This window comes from Ruegeria conchae, from assembly GCF_000192475.1.
Lineage (GTDB): Bacteria > Pseudomonadota > Alphaproteobacteria > Rhodobacterales > Rhodobacteraceae > Ruegeria > Ruegeria conchae.
Genome location: NZ_AEYW01000012.1, coordinates 191395 through 206105 on the forward strand (window position 1 = coordinate 191395; position 14711 = coordinate 206105).

Annotated in this window: 10 protein-coding genes; 5 read left to right on the forward strand and 5 right to left on the reverse strand. The window is 53.8% G+C overall.

Features of this window, described 5'->3' with window-relative positions; all coding sequences use genetic code 11:
* Positions 1–63: 63 nt before the first annotated feature.
* Both G7G_RS23700 and G7G_RS0111340 read left to right on the forward strand, forming a co-directional pair.
* Positions 64–1920 (forward strand): family 1 glycosylhydrolase, encoded by a 1857-nt coding sequence (locus tag G7G_RS23700; RefSeq protein ID WP_010441531.1) that lies wholly within the window; start codon positions 64–66, stop codon positions 1918–1920.
* Positions 1921–1958: 38 nt separating this feature from the next.
* Entirely contained in the window at positions 1959–2885 is a 927-nt protein-coding gene (locus G7G_RS0111340; RefSeq protein ID WP_010441532.1) for a carbohydrate kinase family protein, read from the forward strand.
* A 616-nt stretch (positions 2886–3501) separates the two neighbouring features.
* Here G7G_RS0111340 and G7G_RS0111345 read toward each other — a convergent pair.
* The 3 genes from G7G_RS0111345 to G7G_RS0111355 form a co-directional block, all read right to left on the reverse strand.
* On the reverse strand, positions 3502–4767 hold the full coding sequence (locus tag G7G_RS0111345; protein ID WP_010441533.1) for an ABC transporter permease: 1266 nt from the start codon (positions 4765–4767) through the stop codon (positions 3502–3504).
* On the reverse strand, positions 4764–5570 hold the full coding sequence (locus tag G7G_RS0111350) for a taurine ABC transporter ATP-binding protein (RefSeq protein ID WP_010441534.1): 807 nt from the start codon (positions 5568–5570) through the stop codon (positions 4764–4766). Before G7G_RS0111350 ends, G7G_RS0111345 begins: the two co-directional genes overlap by 4 nt.
* Positions 5571–5668: 98 nt before the next feature.
* Positions 5669–6664: a taurine ABC transporter substrate-binding protein gene (locus tag G7G_RS0111355; protein ID WP_010441535.1), complete on the reverse strand. Its 996-nt coding sequence runs from the start codon at positions 6662–6664 to the stop codon at positions 5669–5671.
* A gap of 175 nt (positions 6665–6839) precedes the next feature.
* Here G7G_RS0111355 and G7G_RS0111360 point away from each other — a divergent pair, with 175 nt between their 5' ends.
* Positions 6840–7814, forward strand: coding sequence for a LysR family transcriptional regulator (locus tag G7G_RS0111360; protein ID WP_037321357.1), 975 nt, complete (start codon positions 6840–6842; stop codon positions 7812–7814).
* Positions 7815–7886: 72 nt separating this feature from the next.
* Here G7G_RS0111360 and G7G_RS0111365 read toward each other — a convergent pair whose 3' ends face one another.
* Complete coding sequence (locus G7G_RS0111365; protein WP_029621943.1) at positions 7887–9575, reverse strand: Na/Pi cotransporter family protein; 1689 nt, start codon at positions 9573–9575, stop codon at positions 7887–7889.
* A 277-nt stretch (positions 9576–9852) separates the two neighbouring features.
* On the opposite strand from G7G_RS0111365, the gene G7G_RS0111370 reads away from it, so the two are divergent.
* Together G7G_RS0111370 and G7G_RS0111375 are read left to right on the forward strand one after the other, a co-directional pair.
* Complete coding sequence (locus G7G_RS0111370) at positions 9853–10827, forward strand: LysR family transcriptional regulator (protein ID WP_029621944.1); 975 nt, start codon at positions 9853–9855, stop codon at positions 10825–10827.
* Positions 10828–11267: 440 nt separating this feature from the next.
* The gene (locus G7G_RS0111375; protein WP_029621945.1) at positions 11268–13703 is read left to right on the forward strand and encodes a GcvT family protein; all 2436 of its coding nucleotides are present in this window, start codon (positions 11268–11270) and stop codon (positions 13701–13703) included.
* 8 nt (positions 13704–13711) lie between these two features.
* Here the strand turns inward: G7G_RS0111375 and G7G_RS0111380 are convergent, their stop codons facing one another.
* Complete coding sequence (locus tag G7G_RS0111380; protein WP_010441541.1) at positions 13712–14629, reverse strand: GlxA family transcriptional regulator; 918 nt, start codon at positions 14627–14629, stop codon at positions 13712–13714.
* Positions 14630–14711: the final 82 nt, after the last annotated feature.

Sequence of the window (14711 nt, forward strand, 5' to 3'; positions counted from 1 at the left end):
GATACCGCTAACATAACCTGATACAGGGCATGACGCAGGACATGGCTCCAACAGGTTGCGACAATGAATTACACCCGTTCAGACTTTCCCGATGGCTTCCTATTTGGGGCGAATGCCCCTGCTGAAATGGCCACAGGGTTAGATATGTACCGCATCCCAATCAGTTGGATTGATATCCTGCCAGATGGTTGCACACCTGATACTGATGCGTTGGATCAGTGCGAACAGCGGATCGATCAAATTCTGTCTCTGAACCTCCGGCCATGTGTGGTGCTAGATCATTCAGAGTTACCCCCAGCACTGGAAGACATTGGCGGCTGGTGCAATCGAGAAATAGCCGCATATTTCTCGGATTTCGCTGAAACAATCGTGGCGCGGATGGGCGATCGCCTATTCAAGGTCTCAACCTCGTGCCTGAGGACAAAAAACCAAGGCAGCCCACGCATCGAAGCCCGCAGTCTGCACCATCAACTGCTTGCTCAAGGCGCTGCTCGTCAAGAAATGCGCAGATATGGTTTGACCAACCTAGGCGCAGAGCTTGAACCAGTCTTGCTCGAACCAATTCTGCACGCGAAGTACGCCGAGGTTCTGCTGGATCGATTGAAGGACTACTTTCCTGACAACTGGTCAGATGATTTAGCGACCATCGCAGAACCGATTGACTGGCTCAGCGTGACAGTAAGTCAGGACGTCGATGTTGACACCGTGCTGAACATAGTTCCTGAACCCAAAAAGCCATTGCCGGTTTTCATCAATCTGGCTTCGAATGATACTTCAGACCTGACCCATGGATTGGATGCGATACACATCGCTCTAAAACAGGGCAGCTTGATTCAAGGGGCTTTCTTTGAATACGAGAGTAGCAGCACAGCCGATGCGCTTCAGCTACTCCTGAATGTTGGCAGCCAACCTGCGCCATGGGTTCGCCCAAAAGGAGGGCTGCACGCGCATTGGAACCTTGTTGCCGATATCGGTGGCACCAATACAAGACTTGGCGTCGTGACTGAGGGGGAACTGACTGATCTGCGCAAGCACCCCACCGGGACCGTCAGCGATCTGCAGGAGGCGCTTCATGAATTATGTGACGAAATTGGCACCCAGCCGCGCGCGGTTGTCGCCGCAGGTGCAGGACCCGTTAAGAATGGCACAATTCGTCTGACCAACGCCAATCTCGATCTCTCCGAGGACGCTTTGGCCAAAGCCACAGGCGCGCACCACACCTATGTCATAAACGATTTCACAGCAGCCGCTTGGTCAGTTGCCGAAATTACCCAGAATGATGTCGAAGTTCTGCAGGGTGAGGCATCACCGCCTCTAGGGACGCGCTTGGTCGTCGGGCCGGGGACAGGATTGGGCGTAGGCGCCCTGCTCTACTCCGAGGGTCATTTTCACACTGTGTCTGGCGAGGGGGGCCATATGGGTCTATCGCCGCGCCATCTGGATGAGGTCGAGGTTTTTAGCGCCGCACGTCAGATCGTACCAGAGTGTTTCTTCAGTGATACGCTGGCCATCGAAGCCGAGATGTTTCTAAGCGGCACCGGGCTGCCGGTGCTTTATCAGGCGATTGGGATGACTGAAGGTCAGCTCAATGTCGCCATGCGTTCAGCAAAAGACATTCTTCAGGATGCGCAAGACGGCTCTGATGCCTGCGCGGTAAAAGCCGCTCGTATGTTTACCGAACATCTGGGTGCACTTATGGGAGACCTTGCCGTCGCCCTGACGCCTACAGGTGGGGTGTTTCTAGTTGGAGGGGTGGCTGAAAAGAACCGTTGGTTGTTCGGTCAGGATTTTCTACGTGCATTCAACGCTGGCGGACGTTTCGATGATTTGCGTAAAGCGATGAACTTGTATGTTTCGGAACAAGATGAATTTGGCATTGTTGGCGCTAACAATTTCTGTAAGAATGCGCTTGCACGGTAAACTAACCACGCCTTTTCTGAACAACGAAGGACTGCAGGATGATCCTGTGCTGCGGAGAAGCTCTGATCGACATGATCGCAGAACCAACGGTTTCGGGTGCAAAAGGTTTTGTTCCTCACTCCGGCGGAGCCATCTTCAATACTGCGGTCGCGTTGGGGCGCTTGAGTGTCCCGACGGGGCTATTGACAGGTTTGTCAACGGATATGTTCGGGGAACAACTAATAGCCGCCCTACAGATCAGCCACGTCACAACCACACATGCTGTTCGCTCGGATCGTCCAACGACTCTGGCTTTTGTGCAGTTGAAAGACGGGCATGCCACCTACAGTTTTGTTGATGAGAATTCTGCTGGGCGAATGCTGAGGCCAGAAGATATGCCCGATAAACTACCGGGCATCTCGGCATTGTATTTTGGTGGGATCAGCTTGGCCTGCGAACCCTGCGCCGATGCCTACGCTGCCTTGCTTGAACGCCATGGCGCAGAGCGTGCGGTAATGCTGGACCCGAACATTCGTCCGGGATTCATCAAGGACCAGACCCGATACCGGACCCGGCTGAACCACATGATCGCCAAGACTGACATAATTAAGGTATCAGACGAGGATCTTGATTGGATTATCCCCGGTCCCGAAAGCCATGCCGAGAAAGTCCCACTGCTGCTACAAGCAGGTCCTGCTGTCGTGATCGTGACCAAAGGGGGCGACGGTGCATCCGGCTATCTAGCGGATGGAACTGAGGTCTCGGTACCAGTTCAGAAGGTTAAAGTCGTCGATACCGTCGGTGCCGGAGATACATTCAATGCGGGCGTGCTGGCCGCACTAAGTCACGCGGGTCAATTAGATAAGCCATCCCTGCGCGCCTTGCCGTCAAACAGTTTACGCGACGCGCTGGAGTTTGGGGCAAAAATTGCCGCGGTGACCGTATCGCGCGCCGGGGCAAACCCGCCCTGGGAGCAGGACCTCTGATTTTGGACAGACGCCGGAAGTGATGGAAAACATCTTGAGGTCACCCTTCAGTGAATATCATTCCCCTTCAAACGTAGTGAATTTGGCAGTTTGGCTGCAACACGGTCAGGTCTTGCCCAAGCAGATAGCTATCTGCGGATCAACTTAATTCCTCTACGGATATATTGGCTCTAGGTTTGAGGTACACGAGATGAGAGAGATTGTGGCCTGCAGGCACTCTGGCGACGCTGAGGACCCGATCGGCTGAAGCGACAGAGCACCAACATGATCCAGCCAAGTATGATTGATGCGACCTCACCCGTTAACCAATTGGTCAAGACTCTCTTCAACCTTGAAAACAGACCATCCAGAAACCCTGCATCGGCGTCCGCCAATATCCCGACACCGATACCGCAATACGCCATGAAGTGATTGCCACATTTTGCTCCCCTGAGAGCTCGCAGCTAGATCCTCACGCTGTCTATCATCGGATTTTCTTTAGATATGGAAACAAATCAGTGCTTTACTGCCAGCCAACACGAGGCAAGAGACCAGCTTCAAATAAAGAGCTGCCCCCAAATTTATTCGGAGGCAGCTTAGTTGTGAATTCAGCAAAAGCTGACTTCGGTGATGAAGGTCAGCTCCGGCCTTTCCACGGAACCAGCCAGTTTTCAGCCTTGCGCATCAGGATATCGATGCCATAGCCGATGATGCCGATCAGCACGATGCCCATGATGACAATATCCGTCAGCTGGAATTTAGAGGCCGCGATGATCATCATACCAGCCCCTTTCTGTGCCGCGACAAGTTCGGCCGCCACAACAGTACCCCAGCATACACCCATGGCGACGCGTGCGCCGGTGAAAATCTCGGGCAACGAGTTGGGCACAATCACATGGCGCATGATCTGCCACTTCGACGCCCCCAGCGAGTATGCCGCGTGGATTTTTGAGATGTTCACACCAGACACACCTGCACGTGCAGCAATAGTCATGATCCAAAGCGCCGCTAGGAACAGCAGGACGATCTTGCCGGTCTCCCAGATACCAAACCAGATGATGACCAACGGGATCAGCGCCAATGGCGGCACAGGGCGCATGAACTCGACGATTGGGTCAAACCAGCCCCGAAACCAGCCAGACAATCCCATGGCGTATCCGAGCGGAATGCCGATGAGCGCCCCGGCGACAAAGCCCGCGATAACCCGCAACAACGACCAACCAAGATGCTGCCAAAGCGAGAAGTTCTGATAGCCTTCGCTGGCGATTTCGAAGAAGCGCGCGACAACGGTCTCGGGTGCCGGCAACCAGATCGGGTTCATCTGCATACCCTGCGCCGGAGTGAAGCTGATCGCGCCTTTTCCGGTCAGTGATACTGTGCCGTCGCCCACGCTAACAGAACCATCCTCACCAATCGCTGTGCCATTGATGGCGATGATCTTCGCGCCATCTTTGCGCTTCACTTCATCATTTTTGTCGAACAAGATGGTCGAGGAACGACCGCTGGGCGCGACAAAGGCGACATCCTTGGCAAAGCCGTCACCAGGCTCAACCTCAAAGCTCTCCGCCTCCTCTCCAAAAGGGGGAACTTTTACATAGATCGTGGCATCATCTGTGTTGCCGTTTGCGTCTTCGACTGTGTACGCAAACTGCAAATCCCCGACAAAGGGGCCAGGGACATGGATGGGCAGCAGTTTTGAACCGGTAAACGCGGCCCAAATCACAAAGATCACAAGGATCGAGATAATCGACGCTGCCCGGTCTGCGCGTACAGCACTTTCATCGCCAAACGTCACAGTTTTGAGGCTCGTAAAGTCCTGACGGCTTTGCAAACCCCTGCGTAGCAGATGTACGATCAAAAATGCGCCGCCGAACAGGCCGATATAAAAAAGAAGTACCATCATGATGCTTGCTCCGTCCGGCCCATGATTTCCTCTTCCATTTCCCAAATCATCGAAAGGATTTCGTCGCGCGTTTCCGCAAAGCCCTCGGACTTTTTCACGTCACGAAGATCAGCGTTCACACCACGCTCGGCAAATGGCAGATTATATTCCTTGTGAATTCGTCCAGGGCGCGGGGCCATGACGATCAATCGCTCACCCAGCAACAGGGCTTCTTCCACCGAGTGGGTGATCAGAATGATTGTCTTACCAGTTTCTTTCCATAGCTTCAGAACCAGGCCCTGCATTTTTTCACGGGTCAACGCGTCCAAAGCACCAAGCGGTTCATCCATCAGGATCACATCGGGCTCGTTTGCCAAGCATCGCGCCAGCGCGACGCGCTGCTGCATACCCCCAGACAATTCGTAAACAGCCTTTTCCTTGAAATCCTGTAAGCCGACCACCTCAAGCAAATGATCCGAGATCTTGTCTCGTTCAGCTTTGGGCATGCCCTTCATACGTGGCCCAAAATCCACATTCTCGCGCACGTTCATCCACTCGAATAGGGCGCCTTTTTGAAACACCATTCCGCGTTCCGCATCCGGACCTTTGACCAAATGCCCATTCAGCTCAATGCGCCCTGAGGTCGGCGCAAGAAAGCCCGCAACAATGTTCAGCAAAGTTGTCTTGCCGCATCCTGATGGGCCAAGAACCGAGACCAGTTCACCTTCTTTCAGACTAAGCGATACGTCCTGGAGCGCCTGCACTGAAGTACCGTTAGGCAAGTCAAAACGCATGGACAGGTCTACGATGTCCAATTCAGGCATTCTGTTTCCTTCCTGCTGTTGCATCTGGGGACCGGCCCGCAACCGGACCAGTCCCCAGCGATCTGCATTATTTTAGTTGTCGAATGTTCGTCCCGATCTCAGTTTGAGGCTGAGCTCAGCGGATCTGCATTCACAGCACCTTCGTAGGAATCCAGCGCGGAATCGATGCTACCCGCTGATACAAAGACGTTCGCGACGCCCTTCATAAAGTCTTGGGCACCACCACCTAGCCATTTGTCCGACAATTGCTCTTCGGCTGTCGGGAAACTGAATGTAGCGATCGTTGCTGCAGCATCGCTTGGATCCATACCTGCATCCTTGGCGATGACTGCCAACATATCATCCTTGTTGTCCCCAGCGGCCCATTGCGCATTGGCGTCTGCGGTCACTTTGAGAAACTTCGAGAGCAGTTCCGGTTCTTCTTCGATGAAGGAAGACGGAGCACTGGTCACATCGAAAACAAGAATGCCAAGCTCTTCCTTCTCAGCACCAGTCAGCAAGATATTGCCGTGCTCGGTCATGCGCCGCAGCGCACCACCCCAGCCGCACACCATGTCCAGGTTGCCTTGCGCAAAGGCGGCTGCCCCATCGGCAGGAGCCATATCGACAATTTCCAGCGAGCTTAGATCGACGCCAAAATGGTCCATCTGTGACAAGAAGCCATAATGCGCGGCGGTCCCGATCGGAACGCCAACCTTCTTGCCATTCAGCTCACCTGCATTTGTCTTGTCGATTTCAAGCGCTTCAGCGACGACACAATTGTCATTGTCCGAATAGCTTACCGCGACATCCACGGCCTGCAGATCCTGACCGGCAGACGTGGCTACGACAAAAGGCGGTACACCCTGGCTGACCGCGATCTGAACGTCGCCTGAAGCCATGGCCGCAGACATTGCAGTGCCCGTGTCGAAGGACACCCAATTGATCTTGACACCCATCTCGTCTTCATAGGTCCCGTTTGCCTTCGCATACTGGAACGGCATCGGCCATTCCAAAAAGTACGCAACCGTTATTTCATCAAGCGCTGCGGCTTGTGAGGCGGTTACAGCGGCAATCCCGGCATAGGCCGTTGTAAGCAGATATTTTTTGATCATTTCGATTATTTTCTCCCTGCTGGTTCCGTCAGTTCGACCATTTCCGATGGTCGACTACGGATCAGTAAGAGAAACCATAGTCGGTAAGGCTCAATTTCGTAAATCAAAAAACATGTTGCGAAAAAACCGTAACTTTGTTTCGCTTTTGATAAATAGTTCTTTGGAAGGGCCTGCAGTGACCAAAAAATCACTTAGCCTCAGATGGCTTGAAATCTTTCAACTGGTCTCGAAATTGGGGTCGATCCAAAAGGTGTCTGTTGAAACCGGTTTGTCAATCAGCACGGTTTCAAATCATCTGCGCAGCCTTGAACGGGCTCTGGACGTGGAACTGGTGGATCACAGCCGCCGACCGATGGGTTTAACGCCTGCTGGCACAGTGTTCTCCCGTCATGTCCACGAAGGCCTGATGGCTCTGAAACGTGGTGAGGCTGAGCTGCGCTCGGGCAGTTGGCAGCATGCAACAGATTTGCGTTTGGGTTTGATAGATGATTTCGACAGCCGTGTTGCGCCCGATTTGTTTACTCTTCTTTCGGCTCGGCTGCCGCGATGCAGCTTTCGCCACTTTACGCGCCAAAGCCACGAGATCATCGACAAGCTTCAGTCGCAGGGTTTGGATGCTGGTGTCGCAACTCGACCTTCCTACCATGTCGAGGGGCTGAAAGAGTTTCCTCTTCTTCGTGATCCCTTCATCGTAATAATTCCACCGGCCTTCGACGGTCCGGTTGAAGACCTTGCAAACCCGGATAGCAACCTGCCGTTTCTGCGATACTCTCGGGATCTCGCCATCGGCAAGCTTATTGAGATGCAGCTTACGCGCAGCAAGATAAATTTGCCCAACCGCTTCGAACTTGAGTGCAATCAATCCATTATCGGGCTGGTCGCAGGAGGCAGTGGTTGGACCATCACAACCGCCGCCAGCTACTATCGTGCACGTCGCTTCCACAAAAACACGCGGGCGATGCCTTTCCCCGGCAAAAGTTTTGCCCGCACCGTGTCGTTATTTACAACGGATGTATATCCGTCATCGACGACCCGGTTGATCCACAACGTATTGCAAAAGCTGATCCGTCAACATGTCACCGAACCTATGAAATCGCGGTTCCCGTGGCTGGAAGATGATTTCCGAACAATCCCCGCTCCGGCTGAATAGTAAACGCCTCGTCATACGAGCTTAGCAGACGGATGTTTCAACACGGCAAAAGTTGCAGCCCTCATTCGCCCGCTAGGTTTCAGCCTCTTGCTCACGGGGGGGCAATTCTTCGATCAACCGTGTCTCAAGCAACTGACCGCTGGAGTAGAGGATCGGCGTCGAAATAGCGGCGATATGACTATTGAATTCTCGAAGCGCCCGCAAAGTCTCGAGATGCACATCGCTGGTTTCGAAGCTTTCAGCCATGCCATTCTGCAAACGGCGGAAATGACGTTTTCTGCTGTCACGTTCGGCACGCTTGATCTCAGTCTTTTCCAAGTTTAGAAGCCGTGCGCTTTCCAGATCTTCCGAAATAATAACATTCGTCGCCAGTTTTAGATTGGCCAGTATTTTCTCGTGCATCTGTTGCACTTCCGACCATCCCTCTGGCGAAAACTGCTTCCCTGTTTCCCGCAATTCACCGGCCAGCACCGTCAGGCGCTTTGCCACAACGTCGCCTGCTGTTTCCAACCGGACTGCATATTCCAGCATATCGCGGGCTGCATCAGAGTTTTTCGAATCCATCTTGTCCGCAGGCAATGCTGCGACAAATGCCCGGATATCTGTCAAACATTGGTTAACATCCTGATCTATAGCCTGAATTGCCTTGATCTGCTCGGGTTCACCAGTTCGGTAGAGCCCCAGCAAGGGGCTGAACATCAGCTGCACAAGATCAGCCATTCGAACCAACTCGCGTTTGAGGGCCGAGATCGCCAGGGTTGGAGACCCCGCCACTTGTGGATCAAGGGCGCTTGCGGGCCGAGCGAGCGGGTTGGCCTCTACGACTGGTTTTTCATCCGGTAGCAGCCGCATGAACGGAGCCTGCAACATTCCACAGAAGGGTAAAGACAAGATCAGGAGCGAAGCATTGAACGCCAAATGCGCATTGACCAGCATCTGCCCCTGATAATCGCTGCCGATCATCCCAGCGCGCAAAGCCAGGTTCGCGGCAAACAGGCATAGCACGGCCCAGACCCCGCGAAGCGCGAGATTTGCGTAAGGAATGCGCCGGGCACGTATGTCCATCCCACGCGTTAACCAAACTGGAATGAGCGCGCTGCCCAAATTTGCGCCTAGCACCAATGACAATCCGGCAGAGAACGGCAATGCACCTATCTGGACCAGCGTGACGCACATCAAAATGGCCGCAACTGAACTGTGCATGACAAAGGCCAGCGCACCTCCGACAATGAATGCAGTCACATAATCGCGTACGAGATAGTCAGCGATTGCGGGCAAGAACGCGCTGTCCCGGATCGGGTCCATGGCTTCACGCAAAAACCGCAATGAAATCAAAATAAAGGCAACACCCATCAGAATTCGACCGATCTGACGTGGCCGCTTTCGTTCGGTTTTGACAAATAACCAACCACCGATGGCCAATAGTAGCGGTACGAGCCAGTCAAGACGGAATGACAGTATCTGAATCACAAGGGCGGAACCAAGGTCACCCCCCAAGACAATCGCCAGACCGGCCGGGAAAGCCAGATATCCGCCCGCCGCGAACCCTGAGGCCAGCAGCGCCACCGCAGCAGAGCTCTGCAGAACAACTGCCAACAGCATCCCCGTCAGGCTGGAACCCATCATGCTGTTGTTTCGTGTCAGCACACGCTGGAACGAGGCGCCGTAACTCCGCTCGATCCCTGTTCGGACCATTCGAACCGCAAACAGCAAGAGCATTGTGGCTCCGGCCAGTTGAGTAAGAAATACTAGTATTGCCATGCGGTGCGGTCTTTCTGCTGCATCGGCTTGTTTAACGTCCAAATTCTATGAAATTCAAGCACAAACGAGGCAAACAATGGTGGCGATACGACATCTAGCGGCTGGCTTCGAAGTGCAAATGTATTTGGCAGGGCAGATCAATTGCAAGTCGCATTGTAGATTTTCAAATCAGCGTTTGGTATTTGAGAAACGGGTACCAGATTTCGATAATTTGATATCAATGTTCGCATGAGCCGCTTAATTATTCACAGGTATGCCTGTATCTATGGGATTTAAAATGCCGCGTCAGTCTGCTCCGAGAAATCTTAGTCTCAAATGGTTGGAACTGTTACAGATTTGTGCTCAAAAAGGATCGCTGCAAGCAGCGGCGAAAGAAACAGGTCTTACTGTCAGCACAGTGTCGCACCATCTGCGTAATCTCGAAGACCATCTGGGGGTTGAACTGTTCAATCACTCGCGCAGACCTATGGTTCTGACCCCAAAAGGAAAGGCTTTTCTACGAAACATTGACGATGCATTACAGTTGATCCGGATAGCAAAGGCTGAGGCGTCGGCAGGAAGCGTATCCGAAGCCAGCCATCTTCGATTGGGGACCATCGAAGATTTTGACAGCGACATTATACCGGAACTGGCCGTTTACCTGTCATCGAGCATGCCTGCCTGCAATTTCATGTATCACACAGATTCCAGCCATTCGATTATCGAGATGTTGCGCGATCGACAGTTGGACCTGGGAATATCCACCACACCCAGCGAAAGATTACGTGACCTGCAAGATCGTTCGCTTCTAAGTGATCCATTTGTCATCATATTGCCCAAGGCCAACGAGGCGCCTTTGAGCGATATTGTCAAAGGCCGCACTAAACTTCCGTTCCTGAGATTTTCCAGCAACCTTTACATCGCGCGTCAGATAGAAGCTCAACTACGGCGGATAGGGATATCAGCCTCTCACAGATTTGAATGCAGCAATAACCAGACGCTGATGTCGATGGTGTCAGCCGGTGCTGGTTGGACCATTACAACCCCACTGCTGTATTCGCGGGCGAAACGGTTTCAAGCCGACCTGCGTATGCACCCGTTTCCAGGTAAAAGCTTTGCGCGCACTCTGGCGCTGGTCACGACGCCAGATTGCTCCAGATCCGTTGTTGAATTGGTGGAGGACAAAACACGATCACTGATCAGCAACCGTATCATCGCCCCGCTGTGCGCGGAGATCCCTTGGCTGGCAGACAGTTTCAAATTGATTGAATAAAACCGACCCAAGCTCTTCAGAGATATTAGTTTGTTCACGGATATGCCCATCCTGATCGGCGGATAGGCAAGCGGTGAGAATGGCCTGCAAATCTCTTACGCCCCTGGGTGCCCGCATTCGGGCCTTTAATGTTCCGTTCTCTGCCCATGCCATGGATCGCCCCGGTCTGCGAGCGAACGAAAGAGGCGATCTCGCCCCTTGGCGGTGGAAATGCGCTTCATGCTCTGCACCATATCGTTAGTGAAAAAGCCCATGTGATCCTCGGGGTGCATGAGGTTGAGAGATTCAACATAATGCTGGTCACTTATGTTGATCACATGCAGTTTATTGCGATATTTTGCTTTATTATTTCCGATTTTGTGATCAAAAAGGTCGCAGCGCTTGTGATCCACACCGCAGATCGCGCTAATCCCAAAAAAAACGAGCCGGAGGGTGATGCCATGAAATCGCGTACCAAGGTTGTTGTCATTGGCGGCGGTATCGCTGGGTGTTCGACACTGTATCATTTGACCCAAGAGGGTTGGACTGACGTAGTACTGGTAGAACGCAACGAACTAACCAGCGGCACAACCTGGCATTCGGCTGCGCAGGTGACAAATTTTGGCATGAATCAGACTATGGTTGGACTGAAAACGCACTCGATCAATCTGTACAAGGAACTGGCCGAGGATCCAGACTACCCGATCAACTACCATCATGGCGATGGCGGTATCAGGCTAGCCAACACGCCGGAGCAGATGCAGGGGTATCGCCACTTTGCTTCCATGGCGCGCGGCATGGATGTGCATTTTGAGGTCATAGATGCCGAAGAATGCGCCCGCCGCCACCCGCTGATCTCGACTGATAACCTATTGGGTGGGCTGTGGGATCCGCTTGATGGCGACATCGATCCGGCACAGCTGTGCCAAGCTCTGGCACGCCGTGCGCGCAAAGCCGGGGCCGAGATTTATCGCAATACTCCGGTCACCGGGCTGACGCAGCACAAGGACGATACGTGGACGGTGCACACCGAACACGGCGATATTGATTGCGATATAGTGGTTAACGCTTGCGGCTATCGGGTCAACGAAGTGGGCGCGATGATGGGTGTACACCACCCCGTTGCCTCGATGGAGCATCAGTATTTCCTGACAGAAGAGATCGCAGCGATCCGCGACGCAGGTCATCGCATGCCCCTGCTACGCTGTCCGATCAGTGACTATTATTGCCGTCAGGAAAAGAACGGTTTGCTGGTCGGCTTCTATGAGCAGGATTGCAAAACCTGGGGCATGAATGGGATTGATCCGAATTTTGTTAACGCGCTGTGCCCTGACGATCTGGACCGCGTGACGGATGTGCTGGAGGGCGCTTTCGCACGCATGCCCGCACTGATGGAGGTTGGTATCCACACCGTCGTGAATGGTCCGATCACCTACACGATTGACGGTGCACCTTTGGTCGGGCCGATCCCCGGCAAGCGCAACGCTTTCTGCATCATCGGCCTGCGCGCAGGCCTGGGCGAAGGGGGTGGCCATGGCCGGCTGCTGGCCCAACAGATCGTTCATGGCGAAGCCTGCTATGACACGTGGTGCCTTGATCCGCGCCGGTTTACCGGCCACACCAATGTGGAGCTGACCGCGCTGAAAGCAATCGAGGACTACCAAAATGAATTCCGCTTTCATTTTCCTCACGAACACCGGCCTGCTGGCCGCCCTGCCAAAACCACACCGCTGACCCCAATCTTCGCAGCAGAAGGGGCCGAATTTACAGTGGTCAACGGCTGGGAGCGGGTCGACTACATCAAGCCGGGGTCTGACTTTCACCCAACGCTGAGTTTCAGTTTTGATGAGACCTTTGACGTCGTCGCAAGGGAAACCAAAAACCTTCAGGAAAATGTCGGACTGACCGAAGTTAACGGCTTCAACCGTCTGGAAATCACCGGAACCGATCGGCATGAGTTTCTGGATCGGATGATGTGCGGCGCGGTGACGAAACGCGACAGGCGGGTCGGCCTTGGCTATCTGCTGAATCACAACGGGATGATCAAAGCCGAGGCCACAATCGCCAACCTGCCCGCCAGCGATCGCGGCCCGGCGCGGGTCTGGTACGGGTCCGCCGCCGCCAGCGAATATCACGATATGGATTGGCTGCAGGCACATCTGCATGATGGCGAAGACGTGCAAATTCGCTCGCTCACCAATGATCAGACCATTCTGGTGCTAGCCGGACCCAAATCGCGCGACGTATTGTCCGCTTGTGCACGAGGAGATTGGTCACGAGACGCCTTCCCCTGGCTGTCTGTTCGCGAGTGCTTTGTCGGGATCGCGCCGGCAACTGTGTTGAATATCAGCTTCTCAGGGGAACTGGCCTACGAGATACATGTCCCAAACGCCTCGCTTTATGCGGCCTATCTGTCGCTTCGAAAAGCAGGCGAGACACATGGCATGAAACTCTTTGGAGCCCGCGCCATCGAGTCCATGCGGATGGAGAAAGGGTTCTTGCACTGGAAAGCCGATCTGCTCACAGAGTTCGATCCGTTTGAGACCGGTTTGGATCGGTTTGTGAAACTGACCAAAGGCGATTTCATTGGCCGAAACGCGTTGCAGAAACGCCTTGAGAGCGGTCCGCAGAAGAAACTGGTAAGCCTGAAAATCGATACAACCAAAGCACCTGCCCATGGTGGAGCCTCGCTGATGTTGGACGGCGTGGTTGTTGGTACCATCACGTCAGGTGACTGGGGCCACCGAACAGGGTTAAACCTTGCTTACGGCTTTTTGAATCCAGAATTTTCTGAACCCGGCAGCCGAATGCAGCTTGACCTGTGCGGAGAATTGATCGGTGCCGAAGTGATTGCACCTTCCCCCTATGACCCAGACCTCTCACGCGTGCGTAGCTGATCCGGAAGCTACCCGCCGTTCCGATAGGCAGTCGGTGTCTGCCCGAATTGAGCCCGGAACGCACGCGTCATGGCACTGGGGTTTTCATACCCGCAGCGGCTGGCGATTTCGGCCACGGATTGTTGGGTCTCGACCGCAAGTTTGCGCGCCAGATTCAGACGCAGGCGACGATAGAGCGCCTGCGGTGTTACGCCCAGCTCGGCCAAAACCCGGGTTTCAATCTTCTTCTGAGAACACCCGAGTTGCCTGGCGATATCCTTTATCAATACCGGCGCATCCAATGTGCCCTGCATGACGCCCAGCACCCTATTCACAAGCCTGTCTTCGGATTTCATCTGTGGCGAAGCAGTGCTTGGTTCACCGCGGTTCATCAGAAGATGCGCGACCTCCATCGACAGCAACGGTCCATGGTCCGCAAGGATCAGCGCCGTGGCCAGATCATAAGCCGCCATAGCGCCGGAACAGGTGATCCGGTTGCGGTCGATCACAAAGCGCTCTTGCAGGGCATCAACGTCTGGAAATGCCTCTTCGAACCTCGATAATTCATCCCAGTGAATGGTTGCGCGATACCCGTTCAACAGACCTGCATCTGCAAGCAGCCAACTTCCGGTATCCAAGCCAGCCAGCCGAGAATGTCGACTTGACGCACGGTGCAAAGCGCGCAACGTTTCGGAAACGGAATGCTCCAGATATCCATATGACGGCATGACGATCAGAGCATCGCCCACTGCAGCCCCGATGGCACCGTGAGGTGCCACCTGCAACCCACTGGAACTTTCCACAGGTGCACCGTCAGGCGAATAGAATTGCCAGGCATAGAGATTCTGCCCCGCCAAAGTGTTCGCGGCGCGCAGCGGCTCAACCATGTTGGCAAGGCACAGGTTCGAGAAACCATCGAACAGCAAAAAGTTGTAGGTCTGAGTCAATTTTTTCTAACTCTGCATGATAAACTACGATTAGTGCATGTCATAGGCCCAGACAATGCCGTTTCATTCCCAATCAGGCATC

Excerpts from the sequence above, each read along its gene's own strand:
- G7G_RS0111345 (WP_010441533.1), bottom strand. The coding sequence starts at position 4,767 with ATGATGGTACTTCTTTTTTATATCGGCCTGTTCGGCGGCGCATTTTTG.
- G7G_RS0111355 (WP_010441535.1), bottom strand. The coding sequence starts at position 6,664 with ATGATCAAAAAATATCTGCTTACAACGGCCTATGCCGGGATTGCCGCT.
- G7G_RS0111365 (WP_029621943.1), bottom strand. The coding sequence starts at position 9,575 with ATGGCAATACTAGTATTTCTTACTCAACTGGCCGGAGCCACAATGCTC.
- G7G_RS0111375 (WP_029621945.1), top strand. The coding sequence starts at position 11,268 with ATGAAATCGCGTACCAAGGTTGTTGTCATTGGCGGCGGTATCGCTGGG.
- G7G_RS0111340 (WP_010441532.1), top strand. The coding sequence starts at position 1,959 with ATGATCCTGTGCTGCGGAGAAGCTCTGATCGACATGATCGCAGAACCA.
- G7G_RS0111370 (WP_029621944.1), top strand. The coding sequence starts at position 9,853 with ATGCCGCGTCAGTCTGCTCCGAGAAATCTTAGTCTCAAATGGTTGGAA.
- G7G_RS23700 (WP_010441531.1), top strand. The coding sequence starts at position 64 with ATGAATTACACCCGTTCAGACTTTCCCGATGGCTTCCTATTTGGGGCG.
- G7G_RS0111350 (WP_010441534.1), bottom strand. The coding sequence starts at position 5,570 with ATGCCTGAATTGGACATCGTAGACCTGTCCATGCGTTTTGACTTGCCT.